Source organism: Rhizobium sp. SG_E_25_P2, assembly GCF_029892285.1.
Lineage (GTDB): Bacteria > Pseudomonadota > Alphaproteobacteria > Rhizobiales > Rhizobiaceae > Rhizobium_E.
The window spans coordinates 1-17,863 of record NZ_JARXVM010000010.1 but is presented as its reverse complement, the minus strand read 5'-3'; the positions used below and the strand labels follow the sequence as shown (position 1 = coordinate 17,863).

General features: G+C 61.2%; 18 protein-coding genes and 1 riboswitch. Of the genes, 10 read left to right on the top strand and 8 right to left on the bottom strand.

The window, feature by feature from the left end; translation table 11 throughout:
- Positions 1 to 80 precede the first annotated feature (80 nt).
- Positions 81 to 482: a hypothetical protein gene (locus M2360_RS14720; protein WP_280775992.1), complete on the top strand. Its 402-nt coding sequence runs from the start codon at positions 81 to 83 to the stop codon at positions 480 to 482.
- A gap of 44 nt (positions 483 to 526) precedes the next feature.
- Here M2360_RS14720 and phaR read toward each other — a convergent pair whose 3' ends face one another.
- Complete coding sequence (phaR, locus tag M2360_RS14715) at positions 527 to 1,108, bottom strand: polyhydroxyalkanoate synthesis repressor PhaR (RefSeq protein ID WP_280775991.1); 582 nt, start codon at positions 1,106 to 1,108, stop codon at positions 527 to 529.
- A 298-nt stretch (positions 1,109 to 1,406) separates the two neighbouring features.
- Here phaR and M2360_RS14710 point away from each other — a divergent pair, with 298 nt between their 5' ends.
- Together M2360_RS14710 and M2360_RS14705 are read left to right on the top strand one after the other, a co-directional pair.
- Positions 1,407 to 2,588: an acetyl-CoA C-acetyltransferase gene (locus M2360_RS14710; protein WP_280775990.1), complete on the top strand. Its 1,182-nt coding sequence runs from the start codon at positions 1,407 to 1,409 to the stop codon at positions 2,586 to 2,588.
- 80 nt (positions 2,589 to 2,668) lie between these two features.
- A complete protein-coding gene (locus M2360_RS14705; protein ID WP_280775989.1) occupies positions 2,669 to 3,394 on the top strand; it encodes a beta-ketoacyl-ACP reductase in 726 nt (241 codons plus the stop codon).
- Positions 3,395 to 3,544: 150 nt separating this feature from the next.
- On the opposite strand, the gene M2360_RS14700 is transcribed toward M2360_RS14705, so the two are convergent.
- Together M2360_RS14700 and M2360_RS14695 are read right to left on the bottom strand one after the other, a co-directional pair.
- A complete protein-coding gene (locus tag M2360_RS14700) occupies positions 3,545 to 3,793 on the bottom strand; it encodes a glycine zipper domain-containing protein (protein ID WP_280775988.1) in 249 nt (82 codons plus the stop codon).
- A gap of 23 nt (positions 3,794 to 3,816) precedes the next feature.
- Positions 3,817 to 3,972 (bottom strand): DUF3309 family protein, encoded by a 156-nt coding sequence (locus M2360_RS14695; protein WP_280775986.1) that lies wholly within the window; start codon positions 3,970 to 3,972, stop codon positions 3,817 to 3,819.
- A gap of 561 nt (positions 3,973 to 4,533) precedes the next feature.
- Here M2360_RS14695 and M2360_RS14690 point away from each other — a divergent pair.
- The 5 genes from M2360_RS14690 to M2360_RS14670 all read left to right on the top strand — a co-directional run bounded on the left by M2360_RS14690 (position 4,534) and on the right by M2360_RS14670 (position 9,507).
- Positions 4,534 to 7,608: a helicase-related protein gene (locus tag M2360_RS14690; protein ID WP_280775985.1), complete on the top strand. Its 3,075-nt coding sequence runs from the start codon at positions 4,534 to 4,536 to the stop codon at positions 7,606 to 7,608.
- A gap of 3 nt (positions 7,609 to 7,611) precedes the next feature.
- Entirely contained in the window at positions 7,612 to 8,007 is a 396-nt protein-coding gene (locus tag M2360_RS14685) for an RNA-binding S4 domain-containing protein (protein WP_280775983.1), read from the top strand.
- 157 nt (positions 8,008 to 8,164) lie between these two features.
- Positions 8,165 to 8,503: a ferredoxin FdxA gene (gene fdxA, locus M2360_RS14680; RefSeq protein ID WP_280775982.1), complete on the top strand. Its 339-nt coding sequence runs from the start codon at positions 8,165 to 8,167 to the stop codon at positions 8,501 to 8,503.
- A gap of 3 nt (positions 8,504 to 8,506) precedes the next feature.
- Positions 8,507 to 8,698: a hypothetical protein gene (locus M2360_RS14675; RefSeq protein WP_280775981.1), complete on the top strand. Its 192-nt coding sequence runs from the start codon at positions 8,507 to 8,509 to the stop codon at positions 8,696 to 8,698.
- A gap of 239 nt (positions 8,699 to 8,937) precedes the next feature.
- Positions 8,938 to 9,507 (top strand): CarD family transcriptional regulator, encoded by a 570-nt coding sequence (locus M2360_RS14670; protein ID WP_280775980.1) that lies wholly within the window; start codon positions 8,938 to 8,940, stop codon positions 9,505 to 9,507.
- Positions 9,508 to 9,602: 95 nt separating this feature from the next.
- Here the strand turns inward: M2360_RS14670 and M2360_RS14665 are convergent, their stop codons facing one another.
- The 5 genes from M2360_RS14665 to M2360_RS14645 form a co-directional block, all read right to left on the bottom strand.
- Entirely contained in the window at positions 9,603 to 11,063 is a 1,461-nt protein-coding gene (locus M2360_RS14665; RefSeq protein WP_280776200.1) for a M48 family metalloprotease, read from the bottom strand.
- A gap of 235 nt (positions 11,064 to 11,298) precedes the next feature.
- Positions 11,299 to 11,982 (bottom strand): ATP-binding cassette domain-containing protein, encoded by a 684-nt coding sequence (locus M2360_RS14660; RefSeq protein ID WP_280775979.1) that lies wholly within the window; start codon positions 11,980 to 11,982, stop codon positions 11,299 to 11,301.
- Entirely contained in the window at positions 11,975 to 13,567 is a 1,593-nt protein-coding gene (locus M2360_RS14655; protein WP_280775977.1) for an ABC transporter permease subunit, read from the bottom strand. The genes M2360_RS14660 and M2360_RS14655 overlap by 8 nt, the downstream gene beginning before the upstream one ends.
- Before the next feature lie 8 nt (positions 13,568 to 13,575).
- Positions 13,576 to 14,601, bottom strand: a complete 1,026-nt coding sequence (gene thiB / locus M2360_RS14650) for a thiamine ABC transporter substrate binding subunit (protein WP_280775975.1) — start codon at positions 14,599 to 14,601, stop codon at positions 13,576 to 13,578.
- A gap of 28 nt (positions 14,602 to 14,629) precedes the next feature.
- Positions 14,630 to 14,743, bottom strand: a riboswitch (TPP riboswitch).
- 43 nt (positions 14,744 to 14,786) lie between these two features.
- The gene (locus M2360_RS14645) at positions 14,787 to 15,734 is read right to left on the bottom strand and encodes a bifunctional helix-turn-helix transcriptional regulator/GNAT family N-acetyltransferase (RefSeq protein ID WP_280775973.1); all 948 of its coding nucleotides are present in this window, start codon (positions 15,732 to 15,734) and stop codon (positions 14,787 to 14,789) included.
- Between the two features lie 137 nt (positions 15,735 to 15,871).
- Here M2360_RS14645 and leuB point away from each other — a divergent pair, with 137 nt between their 5' ends.
- The gene (leuB, locus tag M2360_RS14640; protein WP_137157048.1) at positions 15,872 to 16,984 is read left to right on the top strand and encodes a 3-isopropylmalate dehydrogenase; all 1,113 of its coding nucleotides are present in this window, start codon (positions 15,872 to 15,874) and stop codon (positions 16,982 to 16,984) included.
- Between the two features lie 24 nt (positions 16,985 to 17,008).
- A complete protein-coding gene (locus tag M2360_RS14635; RefSeq protein WP_280775963.1) occupies positions 17,009 to 17,710 on the top strand; it encodes a phosphatase PAP2 family protein in 702 nt (233 codons plus the stop codon).
- The last annotated feature ends 153 nt before the right edge of the window (positions 17,711 to 17,863 follow it).

Sequence of the window (17,863 nt, the reverse complement as noted above, 5' to 3'; positions counted from 1 at the left end):
CGGAGACCTGACGCTTTTCCCGGATTCCGTTTCGCCCGAAAAGCCTCTAGTGTCGCGCCGACAAACAAGAGGAGCGCGATATGGCCGTCATCCCCCTGATGATCATTCCATTTATTCTCTACAATCTCGCCATGTTCGGCGCCTTGGGTTCGGGTGGCGTGGGCGCGCTGGACACCTCGATCTTCAGCCTGGACATGATGTCGGGCGCGACCTGGAGCATGAGCCTGGGCGATCTCCTGCTGCTCGTGGCGCTGTTCGTGCTGTTCTTCGAGATCATCAAGGCGACGCGGCGCAGATCCGCTGTCATGGATCATCTTCTGTCCATGCTGCTGTTCGTGGTGTTCCTGGTGGAGTTTCTGCTGGCGCCAGCCGCCGCAACCCATGTGTTTTTCCTGCTGATGGCGATCTGCTTCATCGATGTGGCGGCAGGTTTCACGATTTCGATCACATCGGCGGGCCGGGATGTGTCGATCGGTCTTTAAAGACCGCTGCCGGGCGGTAAAACACGCCGCCCGGCAGGCTGAGCTCACATATTCTCGATCTTGGTCTGAAGAGCGCGAAGCTGCTCCTTGAGATCTTCGATATCCTTGACGTCGGCCTTGCCCTTGGGCTCGGCCTTGGCCTGGGCTTGCGGGGCAAAGGGAGTGAACACCTCCATCGCCTGGCGGAAAATTTCGGTATTGCGCTTCACCTGCTCTTCCATCAACTGAATCGGAATCTGCAGATTCTTGGCGAGGGGCGTATCGCCCAGCGACTTCGAAAGATGTTCGCGGATCTGGCTCTGCTGGCTGCTGAAGGCATGCATGGACTGTTCGAGATAGGACGGCACGAACATCTGCATCTGGTCGCCATAATAGGAGATAAGCTGTCGAAGGAATGAAATCGGCAGCAACGTGTTGCCGTTCTTGGATTCCTGCTCGAAGATGATCTGCGTCAGCACCGAATGCGTGATGTCATCGCCGCTCTTGGCGTCCTGGACGTTGAAGTCCTCCCCCTTCTTGACCATCTGCGCCAGATCGTCGAGCGTCACATAGGTGCTGGTGCCGGTATTGTAGAGCCGCCGGTTCGCGTATTTCTTGATGACGATCTGCCCATCATTTTTGGCCATTCGTTCCTCCTGACCGTCTTTTCTTTCGCAAAAAACGCCTCCTCCACTCGATTTCTCGGGCGCTTTCGATCAGTCTAAGCTGAAAAGCCCTGTGGGCACAATGGTTTTGTGCGTTGCGGCGTGAGCGGAGGCCTATACCGCAGAGACTGGAAACAGCGGGAACGTCGAAGCGCCTCGGAAGCAACCAGGACGGGAATGAAAACAATACGCCGCGTTGCGGCATGTTGGTCTTTAGCGTCATTGACAGCCTCCTGTGTGTTTGCGAGTGTCGGGACAACCTATCAAGGAGGAAACAATCATGAGCAGCCCTTCGATCGTCATCGCAAGCGCAGCGCGCACCGCTGTCGGCTCTTTCAACGGCAGTTTCGCCAATGTCCCGGCCCATGAATTGGGCTTGACTGTCATCAAGAGCGTGCTCGAACGCGCCGGCGTCGAGGCTTCGGACGTCAATGAAGTGATTCTGGGCCAGGTCCTTCCGGCCGGCGAAGGCCAGAACCCGGCCCGCCAGGCGGCGATCAAGGCCGGCGTCCCCATCGAAGCCACGGCGCTCGGCGTCAACCAGCTCTGCGGCTCTGGCCTTCGCGCCGTCGCCCTTGGCATGCAACAGATCGCTGCGGGCGACGCCTCGATCATCGTTGCGGGCGGCATGGAATCGATGTCCATGGCGCCGCATTGCCAATATCTTCGCGCGGGCGTGAAGATGGGGGACGTCAAGCTGATCGACACGATGATCAAGGACGGGCTGACGGACGCCTTCCATGGCTATCACATGGGCATCACTGCAGAAAACGTGGCGCGCCAATGGCAACTCTCCCGCGACGAGCAGGACGCTTTCGCCGTCGCATCGCAGAACAAGGCGGAAGCCGCCCAGACGGCTGGCAAGTTCAAGGATGAAATCGTGCCCTTCGTTATCAAGGGCCGCAAGGGCGACACGATCGTCGACGCCGACGAATATATCCGCGCCGGCGCGACGATGGACGCGCTCGCCAAGCTCCGCCCGGCTTTCGACAAGGAAGGCACCGTGACCGCCGGCAACGCCTCCGGTCTGAATGACGGCGCTGCCGCCGCCCTGCTGATGACCGAAGAAGAAGCTGTGCGTCGCGGCATCACGCCCCTCGCCCGCATCGTGTCCTGGGCCACCGCCGGCGTCGATCCCAAGATCATGGGCACCGGCCCGATCCCGGCCTCTCGCAAGGCGCTCGAAAAGGCCGGCTGGTCGGTCGGCGATCTCGATCTGGTCGAAGCCAACGAAGCCTTCGCGGCGCAAGCCTGCGCGGTCAACAAAGATCTCGGCTGGGATCCCTCGATCGTCAACGTCAATGGCGGCGCGATCGCCATCGGTCATCCGATCGGCGCTTCCGGCGCGCGCGTGCTCAACACGCTGTTGTTCGAAATGAAGCGCCGCTCGGCCAAGAAGGGCCTTGCCACGCTTTGCATCGGCGGCGGCATGGGCATCGCCATGTGCTTCGAAGCCATGTGATCTCGGTCGGAAAGCCGCTGCGGATCCGGCGGCTTTCCTCCAAAATAATCCAGAAGACTGTTATCCAGGGAGGGATATTGATGAGCAGAGTCGCACTCGTTACCGGTGGAACACGCGGCATCGGGGCCGCCATTTCCGTAGCGCTGAAAAACGCCGGCTACAAAGTCGCCGCCAATTATGCCGGCAATGACGAGGCCGCCAAGGCCTTCACCGCCGAGACCGGCATCCCCGCCTTCAAATGGGACGTGTCGAGCTACGAAGCCTGCGCAGCAGGCATCGCCCAGGTCGAAGCGGAACTGGGGCCAGTCGAAATCCTGGTGAACAATGCCGGCATCACCCGCGACGCCATGTTCCACAAGATGACGCCGGAACAGTGGAATGCAGTGATCTCCACCAATCTCTCCGGCCTGTTCAACATGACCCATCCGGTCTGGTCGGGTATGCGCGACCGTTCCTTCGGCCGCATCGTCAGCATTTCCTCGATCAACGGCCAGAAGGGCCAGATGGGTCAAGCCAATTACTCCGCCGCCAAGGCCGGCGATATCGGCTTCACCAAGGCGCTGGCCCAGGAAGGCGCGGCCAAGGGAATCACCGTCAATGTGATCTGCCCCGGCTATATCGGCACGGAAATGGTGCGCGCTGTGCCGGAAAAGGTGCTGAACGAGCGGATCATCCCACAGATCCCGGTCGGTCGCCTCGGCGAACCGGAGGAAATCGCCCGCTGCGTGGTGTTCCTTGCCTCCGACGATGCAGGCTTCATCACCGGCTCCACCATTACCGCCAATGGCGGCCAATATATGATCTGACGATGAAAAGATTGGAGGCCGCATAGCGGCGGCCTCCATGGTTAAATAAATCATAAAATACAACATATTGCGGCGAACGTACCAGGAACGTCCAGGCAAACGTGATTCGTCGGTGATTCGTTCCGAACCCGTTCAGGCGCCGCAGGCGCGTTAGCAACGCGCTTCGTAGCGACGGCCGTGGCGGTCGCGATAGATACAGTAGCCGTCGCGGCTCGCATGACCAATCAATGCGCCAGCCGCGCCGCCAACCACCGCTCCGACAGCTGCGCCGCCGACATCTCCGGTGGCGACGCCACCGACGACGGCGCCGGTCGCCGCGCCGATGCCAGCGCCGCGTTCAGTGGCTGTGCAAGACGCCAAGGCGCCGATCATCGCTATGGACAGAATAACCTTCTTCATCGCTACGCTCCTTCTCCGTGTGGTCACACCCGTCCCATCAGGACGAGTATGAGGACTATGATGAGAACCAGCCCGATTCCGCCGGAAGGCCCGTATCCCCATCCCCTGCTGTGAGCCCAGTTGGGCACTGACCCGATGAGAAGCAGGACTAGAATTATGAGAAGAATGGTTCCAAGCATGTCGCAACCCCTTTTGCGCAATCGAACTGACGGATTGAACGGACGATGAGCCAGTTTGTTCCGGACGTCGCGGACGAAAGTCGCCGAGAAAACGGTCGCCGAAGGACACCTTCCAGGCATGGTTTCGATGGGGTTAACCTACAAAATGTGGTAGAGAACACTGTGGCAACAAATTGCAACGCCTGATTCGTCAGCGATTCGTACCGGGTTAGTTCAGGTGTTTTCCTGTGTTATTCCAAGACGGCGGACGCCTATCGGGAAGCATTTGATTAACCATATTTTTATCAACTCATTGACGGATCGATGCCGCAAATATCATCGGCAACGACTGCAACTCTCGCGATTCCCCGTTGGATTCAATCTATCGAGACCACAAGCGAGAATCTTCAATATCTAGTAGAGAACATAACATGCACGGCGCCGAGTCTGCGATTCGTCTCCGATTCGTTCCCAAGCTGTTCCGAAGCTTGCGCATCGCCGCGCCTGAGCGTCGAAATTTGCTTTATGCGCCCTAGTTCTTGCATTTGCCGCTTTTAGCGGGCAAGGAATGCCGCCGGCTGCATGCCGACTCCTTCATCTGGACTGGACACATTGACTTCCGATCCCCTGACTTTGAGCGGCCGCGGCGTCACCGCGGTTCTCGGCCCCACAAACACCGGCAAGACCCATTACGCGATCGAGCGAATGGTGGCGCATGCCTCAGGCGTGATCGGGCTGCCGCTCCGCTTGCTTGCCCGTGAAGTCTATGGGCGCGTCGCCGAAAAGGTGGGTGTCGCCAATGTGGCGCTGATAACGGGCGAGGAAAAGATCTCGCCACCCGGCGCGCGTTATTCCGTCTGCACCGTCGAGGCCATGCCCAGCGAAACCAGGGCGTCCTTCGTGGCCATCGATGAAGTTCAGCTCGCCGCCGATCTCGAACGCGGCCATGTCTTCACCGACCGAATTCTGCATTTGCGCGGCAGGGAGGAAACGCTGCTGCTGGGCGCAGCTACCATGAAGCCGATTCTGACCCAGATCCTGCCGGGCCTAACCGTGGTCGAGCGGCCGCGCCTGTCGCAATTGTTCTACGCCGGCCAGAAAAAGATCACCCGCCTGCCGCGCCGATCCGCCATCGTCGCCTTCTCGGCCGACGAAGTCTATGCGATCGCCGAACTGGTCAAGCGGCAACGCGGCGGCGCGGCGGTGGTGATCGGAGCGCTCAGCCCCCGCACTCGTAATGCGCAAGTGGCGCTCTACCAGGAAGGCGATGTCGAATATATCGTCGCGACCGACGCCATCGGCATGGGCCTCAATCTCGATGTCGACCATGTCGCTTTCGCCCAGGACCGCAAATATGACGGTTTTCAATATCGCAACCTGACGCCCGGCGAGATGGGCCAGATTGCCGGGCGCGCCGGACGGCACATGCGCGACGGGACATTTGGCGTCACCGGCCAGACCCGCCCGCTTGACGACGAGATGGTGCAACGGATCGAGAGCCACGAATTCGACCCCGTCAAGGTCATGCAATGGCGCACCAAGGGCTTCGATTTCTCCTCCGTCGATCATCTGCGCAAAAGCCTGGACACGGCGCCTCGCTTGCAGGGCCTGACCAAGGCGTTGCCATCCGTCGACATGCAGGCGCTCGAACATCTGGCGCGATATCCTGATATTTTGGAGCTTGCCACATCGCGGGAAAGGGTGGAAAAGCTCTGGGAGATTTGCGCCCTGCCTGACTACAGGCGGATCACCTCGCTGCAACATTCCGATCTCGTCGCCGCCATCTACAAGGACATCGTCCGGCTCGGCGCGGTGAAGGAAGATTTCATAGCGGAACAGGTGCGCCGGGCGGACAGGACGGATGGCGAGATTGACACGCTCTCCGCCCGTATTGCGCAAATCAGGACTTGGACCTATGTGTCCAATCGACCCGGCTGGCTGGCCGATCCGGCGCACTGGCAGGAAAAAACGCGCGAAATCGAAGATCGTCTCTCGGACGCGCTGCATGAAAGGTTGACCAAACGCTTCGTAGACCGCAGGACATCTGTGCTCATGAAGCGGTTAAGAGAGAATGCTATGCTCGAAGCGGAAATCAGTGTGAATGGCGATGTCTTCGTGGAAGGGCATCATGTGGGGCAGTTGTCGGGTTTCCGCTTTACGCTTGCGAGCGGAACGGATGGCCAGGACCTAAAGGCTGTCGAGAGTGCGGTCGGCAAGGCGCTCGGATTGGAATTCGAGGCGCGGGCCGCCCGGCTCCACGCCGCCGGCAACAACGATCTGGCGATCGCCAATGACGGCCTCTTGCGCTGGCTCGGCGAGCCCGTGGCGCGGCTGACGGCATCGGACCACGTCCTGCGCCCACGTGTCGTGCTGCTCGCCGACGAACTGCTGCAGGGCCATGCCCGCGACCACGTCCAGGCTCGTATCGAGCGTTTCGTCAACCACCACATCGCCACGGTTCTGAAGCCGCTGGACGATTTGATCCGCGCCGAGGATCTGCAGGGCATCGCCAAGGGCATCGCCTATCAATTGGCCGAGAGCCTCGGCGTGCTGTTCCGCCGCGATGTCGCGGACGACGTCAAGGCTCTCGACCAGGATGGTCGCGCCTCGCTTCGGAAATACGGCATCCGCTTCGGCGCCTATCACGTGTTCATGCCGGCGCTGTTGAAGCCGGCGCCCGCCGAACTCATCACTTTGCTCTGGGCGCTGAAGAACGACGCGCTCGGCCTGCCGGGCTATGGCGATTTAATTCCGGCGCTGGCGGCCGGCCGCACCTCGATCGTTACCGATCATAGTTTCGAGCGCAATTTCTACCGCCTCGCGGGCTTCCGGTTCCTCGGCAAGCGCGCCGTGCGCATCGATATTCTTGAGCGTCTGGCCGATCTCATCCGTCCGCTTCTGCAATGGAAGCCAGGTTCTCCGACCCGTCCGGACGGCGCCTATGACGGCCGTCGGTTCCTGACAACGCCGGCCATGTTGTCGATCCTCGGAGCCACCACCGACGATATCGAAGAAATCCTGAAGGGTCTTGGCTATCGCGCCGATAGCGTGACATCGGAAGAAGCCACCGGCTATCTCGCCTCGTCTGCTCCGGCCAAGCCGGTCGTTGTTGCCGGGGAAGACGCCGCCGAGGAGCCGAAGGCTGAAAACGCCGAGGCGTCGGCTGAGACGGTTGAAACCGCCGAGACCGAAGAAGCCCCCGCCGCCGCGACCGAAGAAGTCCAGGCCGACCCGACTGCAGCCCAGGAGCCGGCGCCCGAAGAACCGCAGGAAGAAAAGCGCGTCCTGCTTTGGCGGCCAGGCGGTCGCAACGACGCGCCGCAACGCGCCTCGGGGCCTCGCCGTGACCAGGCGCCGCGCGAAGGGGCTCGTAGGCCCGAACGCCAGGGCGACGATCGCCGCCCGCAAAACACCCAGAACCGCGGCGAAGGCCGCCGGGACCGCAAGGACCAGCAGGGCGATCGGCCGCCACGCAATGATCGTCCGCGTCAGGACCGGCAGGATCGGGGCGAGCGTCAGGACGCGGCTCCGCGTCAGGACAAGGGCAATCGCGGCCAGCCGCAGCGCTTTGAAGCGAAGCCCCGCAAGGAAAAGCCGATCGATCCGGATTCTCCTTTCGCCAAGCTCGCTGCGCTGAAGGAACAACTGAAGAAGTAAGGTATGAGCGACGCCTCGGCCAGCCAACGCCAGCGCATCGACAAATGGCTTTTCTTCACCAGGATCGCCAAGTCGCGCACGCTGGCGCAAGGCTGGATCGAGGCCGGCCATGTCGCTGTCAACGGCGACAAGGTCCGCCGCCCGAGCGCCGATGTGAAGATCGGCGACCGGCTGGAAGTGGCGACGCATGACAAACATGTGATCGTCGTGGTCAAAGCTCCGGGCGATCGTCGCGGTCCGTTTGAGGAAGCCAGGCTTCTCTACTCCGATGAAACGCCGCCTCGCGAAAAAACATCGCGTTATGAGCAGGCGACGCGCGAAGCCGGAACCGGCCGGCCCGAAAAGAAAGAGCGTCGCCAGATGGAACGTCTGAAGGCGCGCTACGATTTCACCGAGTGACGCCGGTTTCGGATACGGCGCGCAAGGCAGATATGCGTTTCCCGCAGGCCTCGTTTGCCTAGCCTTCTCCTTGCAAAGGAGGGGCAAAGCCGCTAGGTGACAAGCGATTTGCGGGATCCGCCGTGCCCCTTGACGAGTCCTTTTCTGGAGCCTTGGAATGACCTATGTCGTGACCGACAACTGCATCAAGTGCAAGTACACGGATTGCGTGGAAGTGTGTCCGGTCGACTGTTTCTACGAGGGTGAAAATTTCCTGGTCATCCATCCCGACGAATGCATCGACTGCGGCGTCTGCGAACCGGAATGTCCTGCCGAGGCAATCAAGCCCGATACCGAAAGCGGTTTGGATAAGTGGTTGAAATTGAACGCCGATTTTGCCACCGTCTGGCCGAACATCACCCAGAAGCGCGATCCTCTTCCCGAAGCGAAGGAAATGGACGGCGTCGAAGGTAAGCTCGAAAAGTACTTCTCGGAGAAGCCCGGCTCGGGCGACTGACGAATGGAAGGCGCGACCGCTGGCCGGGACTTGCCCGGCGGCGGTCGTCAATATCAGGGCGGCCCGCTTTCACGGAAGGCGTTCATCGGGTTCCGCCTCCAGACGTTGATTCCCTATTTAACCACGATGCGAAGCACCGTGGAGCGTCCTTGCGGCAGGTCAAAGCAAATTATTGATTTCCACCGTTTTTTGTGATAGACACTCTTCCACTGATCCCGAAGGGCGTAACTTGCCCAACATCACGAAAGCTACGATCCCTTAATGCGGCGCTCTTGAATCCTGCACCATCTGGTGAAATGATTTCATTTGCTCCGCAAAAAGGGCTTGCCTGCAATTTACATGTGGCGGTCAGACTATCAGGCGAAGCGTCGCCTCCCCCGGCCCCTGGGCCGCACCCGGGCAACCGGAAGCATTTTAGGGAGTTTGTGAAAAGCATGACAACCCAGATCAAGAAGACTTCAGCCCGCCACGGTTTCAAGACGGGCGAGTCGATCGTTTATCCCGCGCATGGCGTCGGTCAGATTGTCACGATCGAAGAGCAAGAAGTCGCCGGCATGAAGCTCGAGCTCTTTGTGATCGATTTCGAAAAAGACAAGATGCGTCTGAAAGTTCCGGTCGCCAAGGCTGTGAGCATCGGCATGCGCAAGCTGTCGGAGACCGATTTCGTTGATCGCGCGCTCAAGGTCGTGCAGGGTAAGGCGCGGGTGAAGCGGACCATGTGGTCGCGCCGTGCTCAGGAATATGACGCCAAGATCAATTCGGGCGACCTTATTTCCATCGCCGAAGTGGTGCGCGACCTCTATCGCGCCGAAAACCAGCCGGAACAGTCCTATTCCGAGCGGCAGCTCTATGAGCAGGCGCTGGACCGCATGGCCCGCGAAATCGCCGCTGTCAACAAGATGTCCGAAACCGAAGCCGTTCGCCTGGTCGAGACCAATCTCGCCAAGAGCCCGCGCCGGTCCGGCAAGATCACTGAAGAAGACGAGCAGGAAGAAGCAGCCTGATTCCATCACATCGTCGATTTTTGCCAAACCCGGAGCCGCAAACTCCGGGTTTTGCATTTTTGGGCTTTGCAGAACCAGAAGTATCGTCGCGTCGGCTATTCAGCGACGATTTTCAACTTGTCGCCGGGCGCGACCCGCGCCTGCGGTGTCAGGCCGTTCAGAAGCAGGAACAAATCCAGCTTACGATCCGTCCCCAGCATCCGCTGGGAGATCGACGCAGCCGTGTCGCCGACCTTCGCTTCGATCACCCGAATGCGCAGAGGCTTCAGCGACGCGATCTCCGACGGGCTCATGCGGCGGAATGTCGCGCGCAGCTTTTCGGCTGTCGACTTCAGCAGCGCGTCCTGGCCCTTGGGCACGGCGGTCAGGAAGCGATAGATCTTCGGACCGTTGCGCACCACGGTCACGTCGAAATCCCAGCGCTCCGCCGAGGCCCTGGCCACCGCAGCCGGCATGCCGTTGACGGTCGCAGCGCGCACAGTCTCAGGCAGCAGACCGGTCACCCAACCGCTTGAGATATAGGCCGCGAGGCTACCGCCGGAACTGTCATCCACCAGATCGAACCGGATCGCCACATCGCCCGGCCCGGTCGCCATGACGGCGTCAACCTTGTTGTCGATGCGGAAGCCCGGCGGCGTGTCGAAACGGATGCCGAGATTGCCATGCAGGAAGGACTGGCCGCGGACATAGCCTTCCTGCGGGCTGTCGCCATAAAGAAGTCCGTCGATGCCAGCGAGGAAATAGTCGCGACCACGATCGCCGGCTTTGCCCTCCATGCCGAACTGACGGGCATGCATCCGCGCCAGTTCCACGCGCTGCGGCGTCGAGGGATGGCTCGACAGGAAGTCGAGGCCGGAGCCCGCGCCATCCGCGCCGGCGTTGAATTTCTGAAACGCACCCATCGCATCAAGGAACCGTGCGGCGGCGTAAGGGTCATAACCCGCTTCGCCGAGCATGCGCACGCCTATGACATCCGCCTGAAGCTCCTGATTGCGCGAAAAGGCGGCGAGCCTGAGTTTTGAGCGCGCCAGCGCCTGCTTGCCGGCGATCTCCGATGACAGGACTTCGCTGACCACCCGGCTGGCAATCACGGCCGCCTCTTCGCGCTGCTGGCGCTCGATGCCGTGATTGGCGGTCACATGCGCCATCTCATGGCTGAGTACGGCTGCGACTTCCGACGCGTCGGTCGCCAGCGCCAGAAGCCCGCGCGTCACATAGACATAGCCGCCGGGCAGAGCGAAGGCATTGATCGCCGGAGAATTGAGAATGGTGATGCGATAGGACTGGGCCGGATTTTCCGACACCACCGTCAGCGCGCCGGTGATGCGCGCGACCAACTGTTCGGTCTTCAGATCATGATATTCGCCGCCATAGGAGGCGACGATACGGGGATGTTCGCGAGCCCCGAGTTCAGCCCTCGGATCGTTTTTCTGGACTTCATCGACGATCTGCGGCGATGTCGACGGCGCGATATTGGGCTCGTAACTCTGTTCCAGAATGGATTGGCAGCCAGACGCGAGAAGGCACGCGCCGGTCAAGGCGATAGCGCGCAACAGCTTGTCCCGGCGACAACGCCAAATGCGTCCGCCAGGCTCCAGATCGCCGCTCAATCTCCTTCTTCCGACTGTCAGAGCGCTGTCCTCATCTTGCCCGTATTCAACCGGACGGGGCACCTTTAGCCGATTTCACGGCGTGTTGCATAGCACAAACTGATATGCCGGCGCCGTCAAATTCTTAACGAATTCAGTCGATTTTGAGGCTGAAAGCCGCTTTGACCGCGATTTCGGCGGTCTATGGCCACTCCGCTGTCGGCCCTGCGAAATTCACCATGCCGCTCTTCACCTCCACCACCCGATCCGCGATGCGCATGATCTCGCTCCGGTCATGTGTGATCATCATAACGATTGCTGAAGCGGATCGTTGCATAGACCGCACGAGTTCACCCATGTCCCGGCGAAGCGCTTCATCGAGGCTCGCAAAGGGCTCGTCAAGAAGCAGCAGCGGCCGCCGTCTGAGAAGCGCGCGGGCAAAGGCGACACGTTGCTTTTCCCCACCGGAGAGATCGGCGGGCTTGCGCTGGTCGAACCCGCCGAGACCGACATTCTCGAGCGCCTTCGACACCCGACGACGCTCCTCCGCGTCCAGACGCAATGCGGGGCTGATCCCGAGCGCGACATTGTCGAACAGGCTGAGATGGGCGAAGAGATTGTGCTCCTGAAACACATAGGTCAGGGATCGCCGCCCCGGCGGTTCCTGGGTGATATCGCGTCCGCTAAGCAGGATCCTGCCATTTTTCGGCGTTTCGAAGCCCGCCAGCAGGTGAAACAGCGTCGACTTACCCGCCCCCGACGGACCCGTGACCGCGATCAGTCCGGGTCCGTCGAGATGCAGTCGATAGCGGAAATCCCGTTGACCGAATGAAATGGCGAGATCGTCGACCACGAGATCGAGCGGTTTGGCGTCAAGGTCAGGCACGGCTGGTGCCTCCCGAAGAATAGGCCCGGAGCGCCGGAGCCATCAGGGCCAGGCAGACCAGGCCGAGAATGAGGGAAAGGCCGGCTGCGTCCGTGCCGCGATAGCTGCCGAGCTTGGCGTAAAGCAGCGCCGGCAGGGTGATGAAATTCTGATCGCCGAACAAAGCGATGGCGCCGAGATCGCCGAGCGACAGCGCCATGGCGAAAGCGAGCGCGGTGAGAAATGGCGTCTTGAGCGCTGGCCAGTCGATCAACCGCAGCCGGTTCCAGCCGGTTACGCCAAGGCTGAGCGCCAGCCGCTCCGTGCGCAGGGCGTGGCTGTCGAGGGCGGGCCCCAGCGCGCGGGCAACGAACGGCATCGCCATCAGCGCGTTGATGACGATCACCGCAAAGGGGGCGCCGGCGCCCAGCCATACCAGCCGCAACTGCAGCACGAACCAGCCGGCCCCGAGCGCCAGCGGCGGCAGAAGCAGAATGAAATCGGTAAGACCCAGGCTCCGTCGCGCCAGCGACCCCGAGGCAAACCGCCGCCGCGCCTCAAGCAGCGTATAGCCGAGCAGTGTGGAGAAAAGTCCGGCGGCAATGGCGATGCCGAGGCTGATCGCCAGCGCGCGGTGAAAGAGAGGATCAGAGATCAAATGCAAGAGATCCGCATTCAGACCTGCGAATGTGGCGGCGGCAAGCGGCGCTGCCACAAAAATCGTGAACAGGAGGATGATCGCGCCATCGCTTAACGTCGCAATCAATCCTACGGCGTCTGGCCGAAACGGCCGGGAGGAAAGCGTCGATCCTGCTTCCTCGACATCAGGCGCAAGGCGAAGCGCCTGGAACACCAATCCCGTCAGCGCGATCTGCAACAGAGTGAGCGCCAGGGCGCGCGCGGGATCGAAATCGAATTTCAGCGCCTGATAGATCGCCACTTCCAGCGTCGAGGTCGCCGGCCCGCCGCCGAGCGTCAGAATGATGGTGAAACTCGTCATGCACAGCATGAAGATCAATCCGGCCGCCCCCGGCAGGGCGCGAAGAAGCGCCGGCCCCTCGACGAAGCGGAAAAGGGAGAGGCGCGAAAAGCCAAGGCTGGCGGCCAGCCGCCATTCATCCCTCGGCACGGCGTCGAGACCGGTCAACAAAAAGCGCACGGCGAGCGGCAGGTTGAAAAACACATGCGCGATGAGAATGCCCGCGAGACCGTAGATCGACAGGCGGGGCGCTCCGAACCAGACAAGAATGTCATTGGCCAGCCCCTGCCGCCCCCAGATCTCGATCAGCCCGAAGACCGCCGGCAGCACCGGCAGCCCGAGCGGTAGCACGAGCAGGGCCGCAACGATGCCACGACCAGGAAAGGCGCCTCGGCGCGCCAGCGCTAGCGCAACCGGAACAGCGACCGCCACAGACAATAGCGTCGACAGAAATGCCTGCCAGAGCGTGAACGCCGTGAGATGCGCGAGATAGGGCAGGGGAGGATAGGACGCCTCGGGCGCGGCGGCCAGCAGAGCGGCCACCGCCAGCGCAACGAACAGCAGGATGCCGGCCAGGCTGAGAAAGCCGGCCGAAATCCACACTCTGTCCTCACGCGACCGGATCATGAGCCGGCTTACTTCATGCTCATGGCAGCCAGCCATTCGTCGATCCAAGCCTTGCGCTCGGCAGCGACCTCTTCCGGCGCGATCACCAGCGTCTTCTCGGGATTGACGAGTTTCCCGAACACCGGGTTGAGCGGGGCGGACGTCTTGGCCGCCGGCATCATCCAGTTGTTTTCCGGAATGATGTCCTGGAAGGCGGGGGAGATCATGAAGCGCAGGAAGGACTGGGCGAGATCCTTGTCCTTGGTGGTCTTGACCATGCCGGCAACCTCGACCTGGATCGGGTGACCTTCGGAAAAGGCGGCAGCCTGATAGCGGCTCTGGCTTTCGGCGATCATGTGATAGGCGGGCGAGGTGGTGTAGGACAGCACCATCGGCGCTTCACCCTTGGTGAACAGGCCATAGGCTTCAGACCAGCCGGGCGTCACGGTCAGCACACGGCCCTTGAACTTACTCCAAGCTTCGCCGGCCTTGTCGCCATAGACGGCCTTTATCCACACCAGGAGGCCAAGACCGGGCGTGGAGGTGCGGGGATCCTCGATGACGATCTTGTCCTCGGGATTGCCCTCGACCAGTTCCTTCAGGCTCTTGGGCGGGGTCTTCATCATTTCAGTGTCGTAGATCACGGCGAAATGGCCGTAGTCATAGGGCACGAAAACAGCATCGCTGAAGCCGCCGGGGATCGAGACGCCAGAAGTGTCGACGCCATGTTCGGAAAACAAGCCGGTGTCGCGCGCTTCCTGCACAAGATTGTTGTCGAGGCCGAGCACGATATCGGCCTTGGTCGCCTCGCCTTCGGTCTTCAGGCGCGTCAGGAGCGCCACGCCGTCGCCGAGGCTGACATAATCCACCTTGCAGGCGCAGGTCTTCTCGAACGCCGCCTTCACCTTGGGGCCGGGACCCCATTCCGACGTGAAGCTCTCATAGGTGTAGATCGTCAGCGTCTTCTCAGCCGAAAGAACGGGATAAGCGAGGGAAAGAGCGGCGAGGGCCGCCAGAGGATACAGGGTCACGTTGCGCATCAGCGCCTCCTTCATGTTTCAACAAACGGGAATAGGGCGCTGAGATATCGTGCCGTCTAATCCCTCCGCCGGTGCTAACCGGATCAGGTTCTTCGGGTTGGTCACAAGACCTCTCAGCCGACGATCGTTGCCGATCGCAGCACCCCGTTAGAGCGGTTACCTATGTAATTCGAGTTTGACCGACTGACAAGCTTGCAGCGTCATATTGCAGAATCCGGACGAGACCGGACAAAACGCTGCTCCAAGACATCTGTTCCCCATTGATTTCCTCGCCATTCCTCCCTGAGCGAAAACCCCGATCTTTCATAAAGAGCGCGCGCGGCGTCGAGCCCGGCAAAGGTCCAGAGGTGAGTCTCACCGAATGCACGCTCATCCGCGAAGGCAAGGGCCTTTTTCAGCAGTTGGCGTCCGAGACCCCGTCCCTGCATGGCCTCGTCGACGATGACCCAGCGAAGATGGGCGCGTCCGTCCCCGAGATCCTCACCATCGACAGCGACTGATCCGACAATATCCTCGCCCATCACCGCCAGCCATATTTCATTGCTCTGCCTGCCAAGGCGTTCGACGAAGTCAGCCAGTCCCGCAGCGACTTTCGCCTCGAACACAGCGCCGAAACGCCATTGGCGGGCATAGTAGCGCGCATGAAGGCCGACAATCGCCGCAATCGCGCCGGGCCGGTATCCCGAGACGATTTCCAGTTCTGGGCGAGCGGCGGGGCTATCAAGCCGTGCGCTTTCGAGCCCCGCAGAATAGGCTTCCAATCCCCGCCGAACCAGCGTCCGGTTCTGAGCGTCGAGTTTGGCCAGCGCCCGCGCCACCTGGCCATCAGCATAGCTGTCGATTGAAGCGGCGAGATCAGTGCCCTTTCGGGTCAACGCCAACTTCTTCTTGCGTCCGTCCGTCGCGTCGCTTTCCTCCCGCAGCAAGCCATCCTCCGACAGTTTGGCCAGGAGACGGCTGACGCTCGATTTGTCGAGCAGCAGAAGCTGGGCGATCTCTTTGCCGGAAAGCTCGGCGCGGGCCATCTCCACCAGCGCATGCACCGCAGACGGCGCCAGCGTCGTGCCCGCCAGTCCGTGACCAAGAAAACCAAGTTCCCGGACCAGCCGACGCGACGCGCGCCGAATTGCCTCTATCTCATTGCTCATCAGAAACCCATTTAGTTGCATGGCGCAACTATATGGGTTTGGCGGGCGAACCGCAAGGCTGCTGGAACGGCTTGAAAAGCCGCAAATGCGGGGATATGCAGGCCGCAGTTTCAACTCAGAACCGAAAGTGGCGGCACATGTCCGAACGCAAGCTTTTCCTTCTCCCCGGCGATGGCATCGGCCAGGAAACCATGGCGGAAGTCCGCAAGTTCATCACGGCGATGAACGAAAAGTTCAATGCCGGTTTCGTCACAGACGAAGGCCTGGTCGGCGGATCGGCCTATGACGCCCATGGCGCGGCGATTTCCGAAGAAGACATGGAAAAGGCCCAGGCTGCGGACGCTGTGCTGTTCGGCGCGGTCGGCGGCCCCAAGTGGGATTCCGTTCCCTATGACGTGCGCCCGGAAGCCGGCCTGCTGCGCCTGCGCAAGGATCTCGCGCTATTTGCCAATCTGCGTCCGGCGATCTGCTATCCGGCGCTCGCCAACGCCTCTTCGCTGAAGCCGGAGATCGTCGAAGGCCTCGACATCCTGATCGTCCGCGAATTGACCGGCGGCGTCTATTTCGGCAGCCCCAAGGAAATCATCGATCTCGGCAATGGCCAGAAGCGCGGCATCGACACCCAGGTCTATGACACGTTCGAAATCGAACGCATTTCGTCTGTCGCCTTCGAGCTCGCCCGCACCCGCGGCAACAAGGTCTGCTCGATGGAAAAGCGCAACGTCATGAAGTCGGGCGTGCTCTGGAACGAAGTCGTGACCGCCACGCATAAGGCGAAATACTCCGACGTGACGCTCGAGCATATGCTGGCCGACGCCGGCGGCATGCAACTCGTCCGTTGGCCGAAGCAGTTCGACGTCATCGTCACCGACAACCTGTTCGGCGACATGCTCTCGGATATCGCCTCGATGCTCACAGGTTCGCTGGGCATGCTGCCGTCCGCATCGCTCGGCGCGCCGGATCCGAAGACCGGCAAGCGCAAGGCGATGTATGAGCCCGTGCACGGCTCCGCGCCCGATATCGCCGGCCAGGGCATCGCCAATCCGATCGCCATGATCGCCTCCTTCGCCATGTGCCTGAGATATTCCTTCGCTATGATCAAGGAAGCCGACGCGCTCGAAAAGGCCATCGCCAATGTGCTGGAGAAGGGTATCCGCACCGGCGACATCATGGCCGAGGGCTGCAAGAAGGTCGGCACCGTGGAAATGGGCGACGCGATCCTCGAGGAGTATCTCACCCTCGCGGCGTAAGACCCCGAGGGAGTTTACTGCTGCATGACCATGACGACGACGCCCCGGATAGGCTTTTCACTGGCGGAACTCAGGGCGACGGGGCTGTTGCGGCCCCATGTCGCGCTGCCGCTTATTTTTGCGGCCGCTGTCATCATGGGGCTGCAGCTCGACGCCTGGGCCGGCGGCCAGATGGGCCGCTGGCCGGTCTGGCTCAGCCATCCGAGCCGGATGATGACCGATTACGCCAAATCCGGCTGGATACTCTGGTCGAGCGCGGCGTTGATCGTGACCGTCTATGTCAGCTATCGCGACATGGATGGCGGCGCGGTGAGGGATTTCACCCGTCGCCTCACCTCGGCTGCGGCGTTCGTTTTCGTCAGCGTCGCAACCTCCGGCCTTACCGCCACGCTTCTCAAGAACGCCATCGGCCGGGCGAGACCCGCGCTTTTTTCCGAAGGCGGCCCCTTCGCCTTTAGGCCGTTCGAGATGCAGTTCTTCTATCAGGGCTTTCCCTCCGGCCATGGAACCACCGCCGGCGCCTTCTTCACCGCGCTCGCCATTCTCTATCCGCGCTATTGGCTGATCTGGATTTGCCTGGGTGTTGGGCTCGCCTCGACGCGGGTTTTCGTCGGCGCGCACTACCCCTCGGATTCAACGGCGGGATTTCTGCTCGGCGCCTGGTTCGCTTTCGCCATCGCCTGCTTTTTTCACGCCCGCGGCTGGTGGCCCGACCGGCGACGTTGAAAATAGGGCGACAGACAATCTGACGTGACAAAAGTCATGACCTCCACCAAAGGTGGAGGTCAGACTGCTGACAAACCCCTGGCCACATCCAGGGGTTTGTGATTCACTGGGACATGTTGAAGAAACCCGCTCCCGAACAAACGGCTCTCGAGA